Raw genomic sequence first — 17,717 nt, 5'->3', positions numbered from 1 at the left:
TTTAGAAAAGGAAGAAAGATGTGAGCGCTTGCCTCGAAGTAATGTAAGGTTCTTAGCGCCGATGGTAGCCGATTTACGTTCCGCTAGAGTAGGACGTTGCCAGGCAAATCGTAAGGATGCGATGAGCCGATATCGAGACCGTAAGGTCTCTTTTTTTATGCTTAAAAATCAAACCGAAGGTTTAATGATATATGTATAATGGCTTTACGAAGAGAAAGCGTTTGAAGCTGATGAGTTGAGAAAATTGAGAAGCGAGTTTAGTAGAGCTAAAAGAGCAAGCAATTTTAGAAAAGGAAGAAAGATGCGAACGCTTGTGTTGAACTAAATGTACACAAATAACACTCCCATACAGATCAATGGGAGTGTTATATCATTAAATTAAAAGTGAATACAGCATCTTATTTTCATTAATATAAATATTTGATGGATCAAAATTATGGACATTAGATTTGAGTTGATTAAGGTCATCGTGATTTTTCAGCTGAATGCCAATAATAACAGTACCCGTATTTTGAGAAGTTTTCTTTAAGTATTCAAACTTAGTAATATCATCTTGTGGTCCTAAAACATCATTTACAAATTCTTTGAGTGCACCAGGACGTTGAGGAAAGTTAAGTATAAAGTAATGTTTCATTTCCTCATAAAGTAATGAACGCTCTTCGATTTCTTTCATACGATTAATATCGTTATTACCACCACTAATGACGCATACTACAGTCTTACCTCGAATTTCTTTTTTATAATTCTCTAATGCTGCTACACTTAATGCACCTGCAGGTTCTGCAACAATGGCTTGTTTTGAGTACATATCTAAGATAGTTGAACAGACTGCTCCTTCATCTACTTGAATATAGTCGTCAACATATTGATTAGCAATATTAAATGTGATATCACCTACACGTGCTACAGAAGCGCCATCTACAAATTTATCAATATGGTCGAGTGTAACAACTTTATTTTGTACAACTACTGATTCATACATGCTGCTAGCGCCAGTAGGTTCAACACCAATTATTTTAGTTTGAGGGCTATATTGATTTAAATACGTACTTATACCTGAAATCAAACCGCCACCACCAATTGCAGCGAATAAATAGTCAAAAGTGATAGCATCATGATTTGACTGATTTAAAATTTCTTTTGCAAGCGTGCCTTGACCAGCGATTGTGTTGACGTTATTAAAAGGATCAATGAAGGTCATATGATTTTGTTTAGTATAAGCTAAAGCTTCTTTTAAACAATCATCAAAGGTGTCTCCAGTTAGCACTATTTTAACATTTTTTGAACCAAAGAATTTAACTTGATTAACTTTTTGAAGAGGTGTGGTCACTGGCATAAATATGACTGCTTGTAAATTTAGTGCTTTAGCAGTATATGCCACACCTTGAGCATGATTTCTGGCACTGGCACATGTAATACCTTTTTCTTTAGCCTCATCAGTTAATACCGAAATGGCATTATATGCACCTCTAAGTTTAAATGAACGTACCCATTGTAAATCTTCTCTTTTTAAATAGACGTTACAATCATATTTTTGCGAAAGATAGAGATCATATTGTAGAGGTGTCTCTTTAACAACATCTTTAATTCGTAAATATGCATTATCTACATCTTTAGCATTTACTGTTGTCTTTACAGTCATAGTATCTCAACCTTTATTTTTATTTTCATATTGTTCTATTAAATCTTCATACGCCAATGTAATGGCGATATCATCTAGTCCATTTACTAATTTATGTTTCCACGTTTCATCGATTTTAAATTTGAATGATTTATTATTTGCTGAAACTGTCTGTTGTGGTAAATCCACTGTAATTTCTTTCTGAGATGCTAAATATTTTCTTTCATCTTCATTCAAAGTTATCGGTAGCATGCCATTTTTTGTACAATTCATATAAAAGATGTCACTAAAACTTCCAGCTATAATAATATTAAATCCATAATCTTTTAAAGCCCATGCAGCATGTTCTCGACTTGAGCCACAACCAAAATTATCTCCAGTTATTAAAATAGAAGCACCCGCATATTCAGGTTTGTTTGGATTAAAATCTGGATTATCTGAACCGTCTGGTAGATATCGCCATTCATCAAACGCAAATGGTCCAAATCCACTTTTAGTAATGCGTTTAAGATGAGCTTTAGGAATAATTTGATCGGTATCTATATTGTCGTTAAATAATGGTACAACTTTACCTGTGTAGGTTGTAATAGGTTGAATATCCATTGTTAAACAACCACCTTTCTAACATCTACAAATTTTCCTTTGATAGCGGCAGCAGCTGCCATAGCAGGGGACACAAGATGCGTTCTCGCACCTTTACCTTGTCTTCCTTCAAAGTTACGATTACTTGTAGAAGCACAATGAATGCCTTCTGGTACTTGGTCTGGATTCATACCTAAACACATTGAGCAACCAGGTTCTCTCCATTGGAATCCAGCCTCTTTGAAGATTTTATCTAAACCTAACGCTTCAGCTTCTTTTTTAACAGAACGAGAGCCTGGTACAACGATTGCAGTAATCTTAGGGTGAACTTGATTACCTTTAACGATGTGACTAGCTTCTATTAAATCCGATAGTCTTGCATTTGTACAAGAACCTAAGAAGACATAACCTAAATCAATATCTTCTGCTTTTTGGCCTGGTTTAAGACCCATGTATTGGTAGGCACGCTCATCATTAATATTTTTAATTTGTGGAAAAGGTGTATTAAAGCTAACACCCATTTCTGGATTTGTGCCCCATGTCACTTGTGGTTCGAGATGTGTGACATCGAGTTGAATAACTTTATCAAATTGAGCGTCCTCATCAGTATATAATTTACGCCAATCATGAATAGAACGTTCAAAATTTTGAGCATACCTTCTACCTTTGACGTAATCGAATGTTGTTTCATCTGGTTGCATTAATCCATATTTAGCGCCAGCTTCTATAGCCATATTGCAAATTGTCATTCTAGCTTCCATGGATAACGCTTTGATTGTTTCACCCGTAAACTCTATAGCATAGCCTGTGCCAAAATCCACACCATATTTACTAATAAGATACAAAATAATATCTTTGGCGTAGACACCTTTTGGTAGTTGACCTGTGACATCTATTTTTAAGTTTTTAGGTTTCGTTTGCCAAAGCGTTTGAGTAGCAAATACATGTTCTACTTCACTTGTTCCTATGCCAAAGGCGATTGCACCAAAAGCACCATGTGTAGCAGTATGTGAATCACCACAGACAATTGTTTTTCCTGGTTGAGTAAGACCAGTTTCTGGACCAACCATATGAACAATACCTTGTTCGTCTGAACCCATGTCAAAGAGATGAACGCCAAATGCTTTTGCATTTTTTTGAAGTGTTGTGATTTGTTTATTTGCAATTTCATCTTTAATATTAAAAATATCAATGGTAGGAACATTGTGGTCTAACGTTGCGAATGTTAAATCAGGACGTCTTAATTTACGGTTCTGTAGTCTCAATCCTTCGAAAGCTTGAGGAGAAGTCACTTCATGAATTAAGTGCAAATCTATATATAATAATTGAGGCTCACCTTCATTACCGGTTAAAACATGTTTATTCCAAACTTTATCGAATAACGTTTGTCCCATAAAAGTACTCCTCCTTATTCATAATTCTTTTTTAGTTCGTTAAAAATATCTGACGTAGTATATTGGCCATTTAAATCTGGTGTTGTTTTTCCTTCTTTAATTAACTGATATACCAATTGTTCTAGTTCTGATGCGGCATCTTCAAAGTTAAAGCTTTCACGCAAACACATTGCTAAAGAAAGAACCATACCAAATGGATTAGCTATATTTTGATTTGCAATATCAGGTGCTGAACCATGAATAGGCTCATATAATCTTGGCCCTTCTAAACTAAAACTAGCAGAAGGGGATAAACCTAGAGAACCAGGTATAGTAGAAGCTTCATCACTTAAAATATCTCCAAATAAATTTTCGGTTACAATTACGTCGAAGTCGGTAGGTCGCGTAATTAAGTGCATACTACACGCATCAACTAATAAATGGTTTACTTCTACTTCTGGATAATCCAAGCTAACTTCATCGATTGTTTGACGCCAAAGCTTACTCGAAGCTAGTACATTTTCTTTATCAACTGATGTTAATTTTTTCTTTCGATTTAATGCTAATTCAAATGCAACCTTCGCAATACGTTGAATTTCATCTTTAGTGTAAGTTAATGAATCTAATGCACTAAGGTCATCAAGATGTCGAGGTTGACCGAAATATAATCCGCTAGTTAACTCTCTTACTATAATAAGATCAGTTCCTTTGACACGTTCTTCTTTAATTGGAGAGAAGTGGCTTGTACCGTCTGTAACTTTAGTAGGACGTATGTTAGCGAATAATCCTAATGATTTCCGCAATGCCAATAAGCCTTGTTCAGGTCTATTTTTAGGGTTTGTCCATTGTGGACCACCTACAGCTCCCAGTAAAATTGCATCTGCATTTTTACACGCTTCTAAAGTATCATCTGGTAGGGGAACACCCTGCGAATCTATGGCTGCACCACCAAAGTCATACGACTTCAACTGATACTCAAATTGATATTTTTTACTTATTTGTTCTAATAGTTCTAACGTTCCACTTAATATTTCTGGACCTATGCCATCACCGGGTAAAGCTACTATTTTAAAAGGCATGATGATTACGCTCCTTATTTTGAATTTCACTCGCATATTTTGCATGCGCTTCTACATATGCTTTGCAAGAGGCATATAATACATCATGGTCAATACCGATACCATTAACGGGATGACCCTCTATATTTAATGACACATGAACTTCAGCTTGAGCATCAGTACCTTCAGTGACTGAATCAATTCGATATTCAATGAGTTCACTCTTATGCTTGAAAATTCGATCAACTGCATTATATATAGCCACAATTGATCCCGTACCAATACTTGAATCTTGATATAACTTACCATGTTTATCTTTGATAACGACGACAGCACTTTGTAAACCGTTTGACACAAATTGTAATTGCAGTGTTTCGACTTGATATATTGCATTTTGTTCATGTTCAGAACCTTGAATCAGTGCGTGTATATCACGATCTGTAACACTTTTCTTCTTATCAGCTATAGCTTTAAATTGTTTAAATAATTCAACTTGATTTTGAGGTTCAATATCATATCCTAATGATTTTAATTTTTCAGCAAAAGCGTGTTTACCTGATAATTTGCCAAGCGGTAAATCATTTTTACGTATACCAACAAGTTGTGGTGTCATAATTTCATATGTTTCTGGATTTTTTAGAACGCCATCTTGATGAATACCAGATTCATGACTGAAAGCATTTTGACCAACAATGGCTTTATTTCTTGGTACACGTATACCAGCATAGCGTGATATAATGTCGGATGTGTTTTTGGTTTCTGATAGATTTAATCGCGTTTCATTACCATAATGGTCTTTTCGTACATAAAGTGCTAACGCTAATTCTTCTAGCGCAGTATTGCCAGCTCGTTCACCAATGCCGTTAACTGTTCCCTCTATTCGAGTAGCACCATTTTCAATTGCAGCTAAGCTATTTGCAACTGCCATTCCTAAATCGTCATGACAATGTGCACTATAAATAATGTCTTGGTTCGTCTTTATGTGCTCAATTAAGGTTTTAAAAATTTGACCATATTCATTTGGATAACTGTAACCAACAGTGTCTGGAATATTAATTATCGTTGCACCAGAGTCAACTGCCATTTGTACACATTTGATTAAGAAATCTGATTCTGTTCTAGTCGCATCCTCTGGTGAAAATTGAACGACATCGAAGTATTGTTTAGCATACGTGACATGTTCTTTAATTGATTCCAATACTTGTTCTTGAGTCATTTTGAGTTTATGCGTTAAATGAATAGGTGAGGTAGCGATAAACACATGAATAACTGGTTTTACAGCATCTTTCGTAGCCTCATAAACAGCATCAATATCTGATTTCTTACAACGCGCTAATCCACATACAGCTGTTTGAGTTAATGTATTTGAAATTGCTTGAACAGACTTAAAACTACCAGTACTAGAAGCGGGAAACCCAGCCTCTAGTATATCTACGCCCCATGTCTCTAACTGTTTAGCTATCTTTAATCTTTCATCAAAAGAGAAATTAACGCCTGGTGTTTGTTCACCATCTCTTAAAGTCGTATCGAAAATTTGAATATGGCTTTCCATCTTTAACAACCCCTTAGCTATTATTTTTGAATGCTTTTAGATTTAATGAATGGCATCATTTTTCTTAACTCACGACCAACAGCTTCAATTTCATGACCGTGTTGTTGTTCGCGTAATTTATAAAATTCTTTAAAGCCATTTTCATTATCTTTAACAAAACTATTTGCAAAATTACCATTTTGAATATCTTTTAATACAGCTTTCATATTATCTTTGACATCCGGTGTAATGATTCTAGGCCCTGAAACATAGTCGCCATATTCTGCAGTGTTTGAGATTGAATAACGAACGTTTTCCATTCCGCCTTCATACATTAAATCAACAATTAATTTCATTTCGTGTAATACTTCGAAATAAGCTAATTCTTTTTGATAACCCGCTTCAACAAGTGTTTCAAAACCGCTTTGGATTAATTTATGGATACCACCACAAAGTACAGCTTGCTCACCGAATAAATCAGTTTCTGTTTCTTCTTTAAATGTTGTTTCAATGACACCCGCACGCGTAGCACCAATACCTTTTGCGTAACTTAAAGAAATATCGCGTGCTTGACCAGTAGCATCTTGTTGTACACCGAATAATGCCGGCACTGCAGTTCCTTCAACGAACGTACGTCTTACTAAGTGACCAGGTCCTTTAGGTGCTACTAGGAAGACATCGACATCTTTCGGTGGTTTGATAACTTCAAAGTGAATGTTAAATCCGTGTGCAAATGCTAAGGCATTTCCTGCTTCTAAATTAGGTTCAATTTCGTTTTTATATACATTGCCTTGAATTTCATCTGGTAATAATACCATGATGACATCAGCTTGTTTAACTGCTTCTGCGACTGGATACACATCAAATCCGTCTTCTTTAGCTTTGTCAAAAGAATGACCAGGGCGGATACCTACAATAACGTCATAGCCATTGTCTTTAAGATTTTGTGCATGTGCATGTCCTTGTGAACCGTAACCTACAATTGCGATTTTTTTACCTTGTAATGCATCTTTCTCAACTGATTGATCATAATAAACTTTAGTCATAATACATTCCTCCAAAAATTTAAAATTTCAATATTTTGAATATTCTCAAAATTATAGATATACTATTATCTATAAAATGTGATGTTAGTCATGTTTTGTTTATTTGTACTAGCGCATTAATGTAGAATTTACTTTATTGCTGGTTGATAACTTGAACTTCTAATACACTGACTTGTTTTTTTAATTTGGCTACTAATATTTTAAAAATTGCTTCATCTTCAATATCAGCAATAATTTGCATATCAGAAATACCGTTGTCTTCTGATGGCTTAACTGTCAGTTCGTTTATATTATATTGTAGTCGAACGAAGGCGCTCGTGATTCTATTTAACGTACTTACTTGGTCTGTGACTTTTAACTGTAAAACGCGTTTCATTCTAATCCCTCCATTTCATGGTTCGCTTTGCCACTTGGAATCATAGGATTAACTGGTTCGGTAGGTGAGATTCTAACTTCAATTAATGCAGGCCCTTGATAATTAAATGCTTCATCAAGTGTCGCTGTTAATTTATCGGGATGATCAATTAAGTAACCTTTGACACCATAAGCTTCCGCCATTTTCATGAAGTCAGGTTGATCATTAAATACGGAATGAGAGAATCGATGGTTAAAGAATTTGTCTTGCCACTGTTTGACCATACCTAAGGTTCCGTTATTAATAAGAACGATCTTTACATTAAGTCCGTATTCAGGAAGTAATGCCATTTCCTGATTCGTCATTTGGAACCCACCATCACCAACGAAACAGATAACAGTTTTGTCGGGTTCAGCTAATTGAGCACCAATCGCAGAAGGAATACCAAAGCCCATTGTACCTAATCCGCCACTTGTAACCCATTGACCATGATGTTTGAAAGGATAGAATTGAGCCGCCCACATTTGATGTTGCCCAACATCAGTAGTAACGATGGCTTCACCGTGTGTAATTTGCCCAATATATTCAATCGCCTTTTGGGGCTTACAAAATGTGTCATCTGCCACTGTATATTTAAAAGGATATTTGCTTTTATTTTCAAGACAATGTTGAACCCATTTATCATGAGAAGTTTCATTTTTAAACTTATGAGACAAAGCTGTCAATACCTGTTTACAATCAGCTACAATTCCTAAATCAGTGGCAATCACTTTATTGATTTCCGATTCATCAATATCCACATGAACAACAATAGCATTCGGCGCAAATTCATCCGGTTTGCTTGCAAGTCTATCATCGAATCGACTACCCAAATTAAGTAATAAATCACATTCAGTTAAAGCCATATTGCTAGCGTAAGATCCATGCATACCCCCCATACCTAGAAATAATGGATTATCGTATGGAATCGCACCTAAGCCTAATAGTGTAGTTACTACTGGAATTTGATGTTTCGTTACAAACTGCGTTAATAAATCGTTGGATTGCGAATGATTTATCCCTGCACCTGCTAAGACTACTGGTTGTTTGGCCTTAGATAGATAATGAACTAATTGATCAATGTCTTTATTCTGAGGTTCTTCAGTAACTTTATAGGCTGGTAAATTCACGTCACTTACAAGTGGTGCAGTTGTTTTTAGCACACCCATATCTTTAGGGAAATCTATAACGACTGGGCCTTTACGACCTGAATTAGCTAAGTAAAATGCTTCATGAATAATTCTAGGAATATCGTTTACATTTTTAACTTGGAAATTCGCCTTCGTGATTGGTGTTGTCATAGAAAGTAAATCTGCCTCTTGAAAGGCATCTTTACCAATACCTGGCGTTGCTACTTGTCCTGTGAATACCACCAAGGGGAGGGAATCACAATAAGCATCTGTAATTCCTGTAATTGCATTTGTAGCGCCAGGACCACTTGTAACTACGACTACACCAGTTTTGCCAGATACTCTAGCATAGCCTTCAGCAGCATGTGTCGCACCTTGCTCATGTCTTGCCAAAATGTGTTTAATTTTACCATCATAAAACGTGTCGTATAAAGGTAAAACTGCACCACCAGGGTAGCCGAAAATAAAGTCAACATCTTCATGTAATAGGGCTTCAACTAAAAGTTCTGAGCCATCTCTTAGTGTGTGATTCTCGTTACTATTGACGTCTGCTTTCAGATTAGATTGATTTGAATGTGCCGTAGTTGATGAACTAACGACGTTACTTTCCATTTTATTTGCCATGATGAACAACTCCTCTAGTTAGATAAGATTTTCGGGAACTTGCATTATGCCACCAGTGTTCGCACTCGTTACCAAAGCGGTATATCTCGCTAGATAACCTGATTTTACTTTAGCTTTAAAAGGTTGTAGTGCTTTTTTGCGTTGATTAAGTTCTTCTTCGGTTTGATTAACATCTAAAGTGCGATTGATTAAATCAATCGTAATTTCATCACCGTCTTTAATGAGGCCAATAGGACCACCTGATGCGGCTTCTGGTGAAATATGTCCAACAGCAATACCTCTTGTTGCTCCAGAAAATCTACCATCAGTAATTAATGCAACGTCTTTACCTAATCCTCTACCTACAATTGAAGAGGTAGGTGCTAACATTTCAGGCATTCCTGGTCCTCCTTTAGGTCCTTCGTAACGTATAACAACGACGTGACCTTCACGAACGATTTTGTTATCAATGGCCTCGACTGCTTCATCATGTGAGTTGAAACAGATTGCCTTACCAGTGAATGTTTTGATAGAAGGGTCAAAACCACCAACTTTAATTACGGCACCTTTAGGCGCAATATTTCCAAATAAGATAGAGAGCCCACCTTGTTTATCATATGGATTGTCGAGTGAGTGAATGACCTCAAAGTTTTTAATCTCTTTACCTTCATTGTTTTCACGGAGCGTTTGTCCAGTCACTGTAAGTCTATCTGGGTGTAGAGTGCCTTCTTTTTTCATTAATTCATTTATGATAGCTGGACAACCACCAGCTTCGTGTACATCGTGCATTGAATATGATGAACTTGGTGCAATCTTAGATAAATAAGGCGTTCTCTTAGCAATTTCATTGATACGCTCTAAGTCATAATCAATGCCAGCTTCATTTGCTATCGCTAAAGTATGTAATACCGTGTTAGTGGAACCACCCATCGCCATGTCCAGTGCGAATGCATCGTCAATTGCTTCTCTAGTCACAATATCAAGTGGCTTAATATCCTTTTTAATATTATCAACTAATTTAAAGGCCGCTTCACGAATCATTTCTCTTCTTTGTTCACTAACTGCTAAAGCTGTACCGTTATAAGGTAGTGCTAAACCTAACACTTCCATTAGGCAATTCATTGAATTTGCTGTAAACATGCCTGCGCATGAGCCACAAGTAGGGCAAGCATTTTGTTCCATATCTAAAAATGCTTCTTTCGAAAGTTTACCTTCTTTAAAAGCACCAACTGCTTCAAACATGGATGATAATGTTAATGCTTTCCCTTGAGCAGATAATCCAGCTTTCATAGGGCCACCTGAACAGAATATTGCTGGTACATTGGTTCTTACAGCAGCTAATATCATACCAGGTGTGATTTTGTCGCAATTAGGAATGTAAAATACACCATCGAACCAGTGCGCATTAATAACAGTTTCAGCAGCATCTGCAATAAGTTCTCGAGAAGGGAGTGAGTATCGCATTCCAATATGTCCCATAGCGATACCGTCATCGACACCAATCGTATTAAATTCAAAAGGAATTGCGCCTGCCTCACGTATTGCTTCTTTCGCGATGTCAGCCAGTTCTCTTAAATGGACATGTCCAGGTACAATGTCGATATAAGAATTACAAATCGCTACAAAAGGTTTATTCATATCTGTTGGATTTTTAAGTGCGCCCGTGGCGTGTAAAAGACTTCGAGCAGGTGCTTGTTGATCACCTTTTTTTATCATGTCACTTCTCATAAATAATTCCCCCATAAAACACATTAAGTTTGTTACACATAAAAAGACGTCCCAATTTGTGATTGGGACGTCTACAAGTCCCATTCAATGAGAAATAGGACTTAAACATTTAGTAATTGAAAGATACTAAAGTTCCAGCCCTTGAGAGTATAATAAAATAATTAAATTGTCAGTTGGATTATATGCTTGATGTGTCATTGTAGTCATTTTAATATACTCCTTCCTTGAATGGTTATATTTAAATAGTTAGAATTGTTTAAAAATTCGATGAACTTAATTTACTACACAGTGTTTATTAAGTCAATATAATTTTTAAGAATTTTCTAACATCAATCCTTTTTCAAATTTATGTTCCTTATAGGGAAATTGCTAGTGGAATTTGTTATACTTATTAAGTTAAATTGTTATGGCTTAATTCAATTGTGTTAGGAAAATTAAGTCATTTAAAATCAAAAATATAGCAATATAATTTAGTTAATAAAATAAGTAGAGAGAGTGGGACTAATGATAACGATTAATAACTTGGATGAATTAGATCAATTCGCTAATGTGTTAGTTCGACACTTAAAGCCTGGTGATGTCATTTTATTAAATGGTGATCTTGGTGCAGGTAAAACAACGCTAACTCAATTTATAGGTAAACATTTAGGTGTTAAACGTAATATTAATTCTCCGACATTTAATATTATAAAATCTTATAGAGGCAGTCATTTAAAGCTACATCATATGGACTGCTATCGTTTGGAAGATTCAGATGAGGACTTAGGTTTTGAAGAATATTTTCAAGATAAAGGCATCACTGTTATTGAGTGGAGTCAATTTATTTATGATTTATTACCTGAAGAACGATTAATCATTAATATAGAGACTGTTAACGAAACGCAAAGAACGATTGAATTAAATGGCATAGGGACACATTATTTGAACGTTAAGGAGGAAGTTGAAAGTGAATTTATTACTGATTGATACATCTAATCAACCGATGTCAATCGCAATCATGCAAGATCATACCGTATTGTCTGAAATGACTACCGAAAATAAAAAAGATCATTCTAGTCAACTTATGCCTGGTATTCAACATTTATTTGAAGAAGCGAAAATTGATAAAAGCGAGATTGATGGTATTGTAGTTGCTAAGGGGCCAGGTTCATATACAGGTGTAAGAATTGGTGTTACAACTGCTAAAACGTTAGCATATGCATTAAATGCAAAATTATATGGCGTATCGTCTTTATTAGCATTAGCTGCCACAATGGATGAATGCGACCAAAGGTTATTGGTTCCTATTATTGATGCACGTCGAGAAGCGGTTTATACAGGTGTTTATCAATATGAAGAAGGAAAATTAAAGACAATTTTAGAAGATCAATATTTACCAATTCAAGAATTAAAACAACAATTGACTGATTTCAAACAACCATTTGTCTATATTGGTAAAGATGCTGATAAATTATCAAACTATCTTGATGGAGAAATACAAAGTCACTTACCATATGCACCTGCAATGAAACCACTTTTAACTGAAAGTGAAGATATTCATACATTTGTTCCAAATTATATTAAATTATCAGAGGCAGAAAGAAATTGGCTAAACCAACAGAATCAGAATTAACAATTAGAGCGATGCAAGTTGATGATGTTCCTAATGTATTTGATATAGAACGTGACAGTTTTAATGATAGTTCATGGACGATAGATGCATTTTATCATGAATTAAATGAAAATAACTTTGCTAAATATTTTGTAATTCTTTTTGAAAATGAAATTATCGGATATCTAGGGCTATGGATTGTTATTGATCAAGCTCAAATAACAACGATAGCTATTCGTAAAGATTACAGAGGATATGGGCTGGGACAATTATTGTTAAAATACGTTATGGATTATGCTGAGCATACATGTGAAGTAATGAGTTTAGAAGTTAGAGTTGATAATGTCATAGCACAACACGTTTATACTAATTTGGGTTTTCAATTTGGTGGTAAACGTAAAAATTATTATGGAGAAGGCGAGGATGCAATGGTTATGTGGGTGAACTTAAATGAATAAAGAAACATTAATATTAGCAATTGAAACAAGTTGTGATGAAACAAGTGTAAGTGTCATTAAGGATGGCAACACAATTTTATCCAATATTGTACTTAGCCAAATTGAGAGTCATAAGCGTTTTGGAGGTGTTGTGCCAGAGGTTGCCAGTCGACATCATGTGGAAGGTATTACAACAACTATTGATGAAGCGCTAATATCTGTAAACATCACGATGCATGATATAGATGCAATAGCTGTAACTCAAGGGCCAGGATTAATTGGGGCATTGCTGATTGGTATTAATGCAGCAAAAGCACTAGCCTTTGCTTACGATAAACCACTTATTCCTGTACACCATATTGCTGGTCATATTTACGCTAATCATTTAGAAGAACCATTAACATTTCCTTTAATCGCGTTAATCGTATCTGGAGGTCACACTGAACTCGTGTATATGAAATCTCATATGCACTTTGAAGTTATTGGAGAGACAAGAGACGATGCAGTGGGTGAAGCCTATGATAAAGTGGCACGAACAATTGATTTACCTTATCCGGGTGGACCACAAATTGACAAATTAGCACAACAAGGTCAAGATACGTATGATTTTCCAAGAGTATGGTTAGAAAAAGATAGTTATGATTTCAGTTTTAGTGGTTTGAAAAGTGCTGTAATCAACAAACTGCATAACCTAAGACAAAAGAATGAAACGATTGTTAAAGAAAATGTGGCAACTAGTTTTCAAAATAGTGTCGTAGACGTATTAAGCACTAAAGCGATGAATGCATGTAAAGCATATAATGTGAAGAGACTTATCGTTGCTGGAGGCGTTGCAAGTAACAAAGGACTTCGTCAACGTTTACAACAATTATGTGAAGCAAATAATATTCATTTATCTATTCCAAGTCCTAAATTATGTACGGATAATGCAGCAATGATCGGCGCAGCGGCATACTACTATTATCAAGCAGGCGTTACAGCTCATTTAGATTTAAATGGTGAAAATAACATGGACATAGAAGAAGCAACAATAGATGCTTAAATGATTTTAAAAAGTTATTTTACGATACGAAACCTCTTATGAACGTTAGCATTGTAATGCTTATGTTATAAGAGGTTTTATTTTTGAAGAAACATCATTTGATAAAGGTCAATAGAGAACATTTGTACTTATCAACATTAAGTGTATAAGTTGTGGATAAAAGGTTCTTAACGATGTGGATATCAGATTAATTTTGTGTAAAAAAATGGTAAATGAATCAAAAATACCTTGTGGATAAGTAGGATAACTTTGTGGATAGTTGGTATTATCGCATTTTAACTGTTTATAACTTTTGTTGAAATTGTTTCAAAAAAATAGCTAAAAAGTTATAAAATACTTTTTAGCTATTTTAGGATTAATGCGTTTTAAACATTTTCTTGTAAATTTTCCCATTCGGTCATAACTTGTTCTAATTTCTGTTCGGTTTCTTGTTTTTGATTCGCTAATGATGAAGCTTTTTCAGGATTATTAAATACATCAGGTTGCGTCAGTTGTTCATCAATTTGAGCGATTTCATTTTCATAGGATTCAATTTTAGATTCACATTCTTCAATGAGACGTTCTAATTTACGTTGCTCACGGCGTTGTTGTTTTTGTGAATCATACGTATTGATGGTGTTATTGCTTACGTTTTGATTGGAAACATCATTCTTGCTATCATCATTACGTTCATTTTCAAATGCTTCTAATGCAGCTGCTTCCTCTGTTTTCTCAATATAATATTGATAATCTCCAAGATACATCTGACCGCCATCTATATTTAAATCAAAGACTTTATTAGCTAATTGATTAATAAAGTATCGATCATGGGAAACGAACAGAATCGTTCCTTCAAAATCTTTTAATGCTTGTTCAAGCATTTCTTTAGAATCAATATCTAAATGGTTTGTAGGTTCATCAAGGATTAAGACGTTATCTCGTTGTAACATAAGGAGTGCTAATTGTAATCGTGCTTTTTCGCCACCAGATAAATCGTTAATAATTTTTTTAACATCATCTTGTACAAATAAGAAACGTCCTAATACAGCGCGTATGTCTTTTTCATTCATAGTTGGATATTGATCCCAAACATAGTCGAGAATTGTTTTGTTGGATTTAAATTCTGCTTGCTTTTGATCATAGTAGCCAATTTGTAGATTAGCACCAAAGGTAATATTACCGTCTAATTGATCTTGTCGTTGTGCGATTGTCTTAATTAGCGTCGTTTTACCTACACCATTAGGACCTATGATTGCGATATGATCGCCTTTCGTGACTTCTATGTTAATTGGAGATGTTATAGGCGCATCATAACCAATTTCAAGATTGCGAATATGCATCACGTCATTTCCTGTATTTCGATTGAACCCAAATTGAATATTGGCACTTCTTGCGTCTAACATTGGTTTGTCGATACGTTCCATTTTCTCTAATGTTTTGCGACGACTTTTTGCCATACCACTTGTTGAGGCACGTGTAATATTTTTTTCTACAAAGGTTTCCAATCGCTTAATTTCATCTTGTTGACGTTCATATTCTTGCATGCGACTTTCATAATACTTATCACGTTGCTCGATAAATTGCTCGTAATTGCCTACATAACGTTTAACATCACCAAGTGCCACATCATAGATTTGCGTGACAATCTTGTCTAAGAAGTATCTATCGTGACTGATGATGACGATGGCACCTTTGAAGTATTTTAAATAATCTTCTAACCACTTTGTTGTTTCTAAATCTAAATGGTTTGTAGGTTCGTCTAATAGTAATAAATCTGGCTCATTTAATAACATTTGTGCTATTGATAATCGTGTTTTTTGACCACCACTAAAATCGTTAATGGGTTTATCAAAATCATCTTCGGTAAAATTTAAACCATGTAGAACTGTCTTGATTTTACTTTCATATTGATAACCATCGAGTTGTTCAAATTGATTGGTTAATGATTCATAACGTTCCATATGTTGTTGATAGGCATCAGAATCATAGTCAGATGCATGATCAGCGAGCCAGTTCGTTTCTTCTTTAATTAAGCGTTCCATCTTTTTGAGATGTTCAAATGGTTTAGACATTTCTTCAAACACTGAAGCGGATGAATTAAGCGTCATTTGTTGGGTCAGGTACCCCATTCGTAAATTTTTAATTTTAGAAATATGGCCGCTATCGTAATCTTCAACACCGGCAATAATTTTCATTAAGGTTGATTTTCCAGCACCGTTACGACCTACGACTCCGATTCGTTCGCCTGTCTTTACTTCGAAATTCACACGTGTGAAAATATCATCACCATCAAATGATTTCGAAATGTCATTTAATTGCAAGAGTATCATTCAGGTTTCACCTTTCTATTTGTAAGTTTATTACTCGAAATTAAGTTGTATATTACTCTATATTTTACCGTATAACTTAGTTTCTTGAAACTAAGTTATTTATTTTTAAAATGCGTTAAGGTATAATATTCCAGTATTCATAATAGGACATAAGAAAATTTTAAAAATTTAAAACGTTTAGCACTCAAAATAGTTTGGATACATAGATTATAAAATTCAAACGAAAGGGGGGCATTTTAAATGGCTCAAAATAAATCTAAAATTCCACGGGCAACTTTGAAACGATTACCTTTATATTACAGATTCGTTAACACGTTAAAATCAAAAGGCATAGACAGAGTGAATTCAAAAGCGATTAGCGAGGCATTAAATATTGAATCAGCAACCATTCGTAGAGATTTCTCATATTTTGGAGAATTAGGGAAAAAAGGTTATGGTTACAATATAGATAGTTTATTAGAATTCTTTAAAACGGCACTTAGTGATAGCGATAATATACACATTGCATTGGTAGGTGTTGGTAATTTAGGTAGAGCACTTTTAACGTATAACTTTTCAATTCACGATGAAATGACCATTACAGAGGCTTTTGATGTTGATGAGCACATTGTCGGAAATAAGATTGGTGATGTGACTGTCCATCATATGAACGACTTAAAACAAGTTCTTGCTGACAAAGATATTAATGTTGTTATTTTAACGACGCCAGAAAGTGTAGCGCAACGTGTGGCAAATGAGTTAATTGAAGCAAATATTAATGGTATTTTAAATTTCACACCAACTAGAATAGAAGTACCTAATAGTGTACAAGTTCATCATATTGACTTAGGTATAGAATTGCAATCATTGCTATTCTTCATGAAAAATTATTCCAATTAAATAACGTCACTTTTATTACAGCACTCTGGGACATAAATAATATAATCATGCTATTTAGCAAATTCGCAGTTGCTGACTGAACTGATAAGGGGCTTAAACCAAGCTTTTCTCAGTTCTAGTCATCCTTGCGGGCGGGGCCCCAACAAAGAGGATTTCACATAGAAATTCTACAAGCAAAGCAAGTTGGGAGTCGGGGCCCCAGCAAAGAGAATTTCATCAAGAAATTCTACAAGCAAAGCAAGCTGGGAGTGGACGACGAATTCAAAAGAATTCTGTTCCACTCCCGTTTTTTGTTTGCCAACATTAAGTGAATCAACTGCAATAATTTAAGGTCGTGTGAAAAATCGTTAGATGCATTTTATTTTAAGAAGTTTCCAAATTTAGTACAATTGA

At 35.0% G+C, this 17,717-nt stretch carries 16 protein-coding genes; 6 read left to right on the top strand and 10 right to left on the bottom strand.

Annotation, left to right across the window (positions count from 1 at the left end):
• On the top strand, positions 1–199 hold a 199-nt coding region (locus KA858_RS02620; protein ID WP_210134939.1), incomplete at its 5' end, for a hypothetical protein.
• A gap of 174 nt (positions 200–373) precedes the next feature.
• Here KA858_RS02620 and ilvA read toward each other — a convergent pair.
• From ilvA to ilvD, 9 genes are all read right to left on the bottom strand, one after another.
• Entirely contained in the window at positions 374–1,642 is a 1,269-nt protein-coding gene (ilvA, locus tag KA858_RS02615; RefSeq protein WP_210134938.1) for a threonine ammonia-lyase IlvA, read from the bottom strand.
• A gap of 6 nt (positions 1,643–1,648) precedes the next feature.
• On the bottom strand, positions 1,649–2,224 hold the full coding sequence (leuD, locus tag KA858_RS02610; RefSeq protein ID WP_053030463.1) for a 3-isopropylmalate dehydratase small subunit: 576 nt from the start codon (positions 2,222–2,224) through the stop codon (positions 1,649–1,651).
• Between the two features lie 2 nt (positions 2,225–2,226).
• Entirely contained in the window at positions 2,227–3,597 is a 1,371-nt protein-coding gene (gene leuC / locus KA858_RS02605; RefSeq protein ID WP_075109113.1) for a 3-isopropylmalate dehydratase large subunit, read from the bottom strand.
• A 14-nt stretch (positions 3,598–3,611) separates the two neighbouring features.
• Positions 3,612–4,655 carry a 3-isopropylmalate dehydrogenase gene (leuB, locus tag KA858_RS02600; RefSeq protein WP_210134937.1) on the bottom strand — a complete coding sequence of 348 codons (1,044 nt, stop codon included), beginning with the start codon at positions 4,653–4,655 and terminating at the stop codon, positions 3,612–3,614.
• The gene (locus KA858_RS02595) at positions 4,645–6,186 is read right to left on the bottom strand and encodes a 2-isopropylmalate synthase (RefSeq protein ID WP_210130233.1); all 1,542 of its coding nucleotides are present in this window, start codon (positions 6,184–6,186) and stop codon (positions 4,645–4,647) included. The genes leuB and KA858_RS02595 overlap by 11 nt, the downstream gene beginning before the upstream one ends.
• A gap of 20 nt (positions 6,187–6,206) precedes the next feature.
• On the bottom strand, positions 6,207–7,211 hold the full coding sequence (ilvC, locus tag KA858_RS02590; protein ID WP_053030454.1) for a ketol-acid reductoisomerase: 1,005 nt from the start codon (positions 7,209–7,211) through the stop codon (positions 6,207–6,209).
• A gap of 133 nt (positions 7,212–7,344) precedes the next feature.
• Positions 7,345–7,587: an ACT domain-containing protein gene (locus tag KA858_RS02585; protein WP_210134936.1), complete on the bottom strand. Its 243-nt coding sequence runs from the start codon at positions 7,585–7,587 to the stop codon at positions 7,345–7,347.
• Positions 7,584–9,359, bottom strand: a complete 1,776-nt coding sequence (gene ilvB / locus KA858_RS02580; protein WP_245342015.1) for a biosynthetic-type acetolactate synthase large subunit — start codon at positions 9,357–9,359, stop codon at positions 7,584–7,586. The genes KA858_RS02585 and ilvB overlap by 4 nt, the downstream gene beginning before the upstream one ends.
• Positions 9,360–9,377: 18 nt before the next feature.
• Positions 9,378–11,066: a dihydroxy-acid dehydratase gene (gene ilvD, locus KA858_RS02575; protein WP_210134935.1), complete on the bottom strand. Its 1,689-nt coding sequence runs from the start codon at positions 11,064–11,066 to the stop codon at positions 9,378–9,380.
• A 504-nt stretch (positions 11,067–11,570) separates the two neighbouring features.
• Here ilvD and tsaE point away from each other — a divergent pair.
• The 4 genes from tsaE to tsaD are packed head-to-tail and all read left to right on the top strand — an operon-like array spanning position 11,571 to position 14,136.
• Positions 11,571–12,032 (top strand): tRNA (adenosine(37)-N6)-threonylcarbamoyltransferase complex ATPase subunit type 1 TsaE, encoded by a 462-nt coding sequence (gene tsaE / locus KA858_RS02570; RefSeq protein WP_210134934.1) that lies wholly within the window; start codon positions 11,571–11,573, stop codon positions 12,030–12,032.
• Positions 12,013–12,678: a tRNA (adenosine(37)-N6)-threonylcarbamoyltransferase complex dimerization subunit type 1 TsaB gene (gene tsaB, locus KA858_RS02565; protein ID WP_210134933.1), complete on the top strand. Its 666-nt coding sequence runs from the start codon at positions 12,013–12,015 to the stop codon at positions 12,676–12,678. The genes tsaE and tsaB overlap by 20 nt, the downstream gene beginning before the upstream one ends.
• On the top strand, positions 12,651–13,115 hold the full coding sequence (gene rimI / locus KA858_RS02560) for a ribosomal protein S18-alanine N-acetyltransferase (protein WP_210134932.1): 465 nt from the start codon (positions 12,651–12,653) through the stop codon (positions 13,113–13,115). Before tsaB ends, rimI begins: the two co-directional genes overlap by 28 nt.
• Positions 13,108–14,136 (top strand): tRNA (adenosine(37)-N6)-threonylcarbamoyltransferase complex transferase subunit TsaD, encoded by a 1,029-nt coding sequence (gene tsaD / locus KA858_RS02555; protein WP_210134931.1) that lies wholly within the window; start codon positions 13,108–13,110, stop codon positions 14,134–14,136. Before rimI ends, tsaD begins: the two co-directional genes overlap by 8 nt.
• A 365-nt stretch (positions 14,137–14,501) precedes the next feature.
• On the opposite strand, the gene KA858_RS02550 is transcribed toward tsaD, so the two are convergent.
• Entirely contained in the window at positions 14,502–16,445 is a 1,944-nt protein-coding gene (locus tag KA858_RS02550) for an ABC-F family ATP-binding cassette domain-containing protein (RefSeq protein WP_210134930.1), read from the bottom strand.
• A 240-nt stretch (positions 16,446–16,685) separates the two neighbouring features.
• On the opposite strand from KA858_RS02550, the gene KA858_RS02545 reads away from it, so the two are divergent.
• A complete protein-coding gene (locus KA858_RS02545; RefSeq protein WP_107629948.1) occupies positions 16,686–17,324 on the top strand; it encodes a redox-sensing transcriptional repressor Rex in 639 nt (212 codons plus the stop codon).
• Positions 17,325–17,717: the final 393 nt, after the last annotated feature.

The sequence above is a fragment of the Staphylococcus sp. GDX8P80P genome (genome assembly GCF_017893095.1).
GTDB lineage: Bacteria > Bacillota > Bacilli > Staphylococcales > Staphylococcaceae > Staphylococcus > Staphylococcus borealis.
This window is presented reverse-complemented; position numbering and strand designations above follow the sequence as displayed.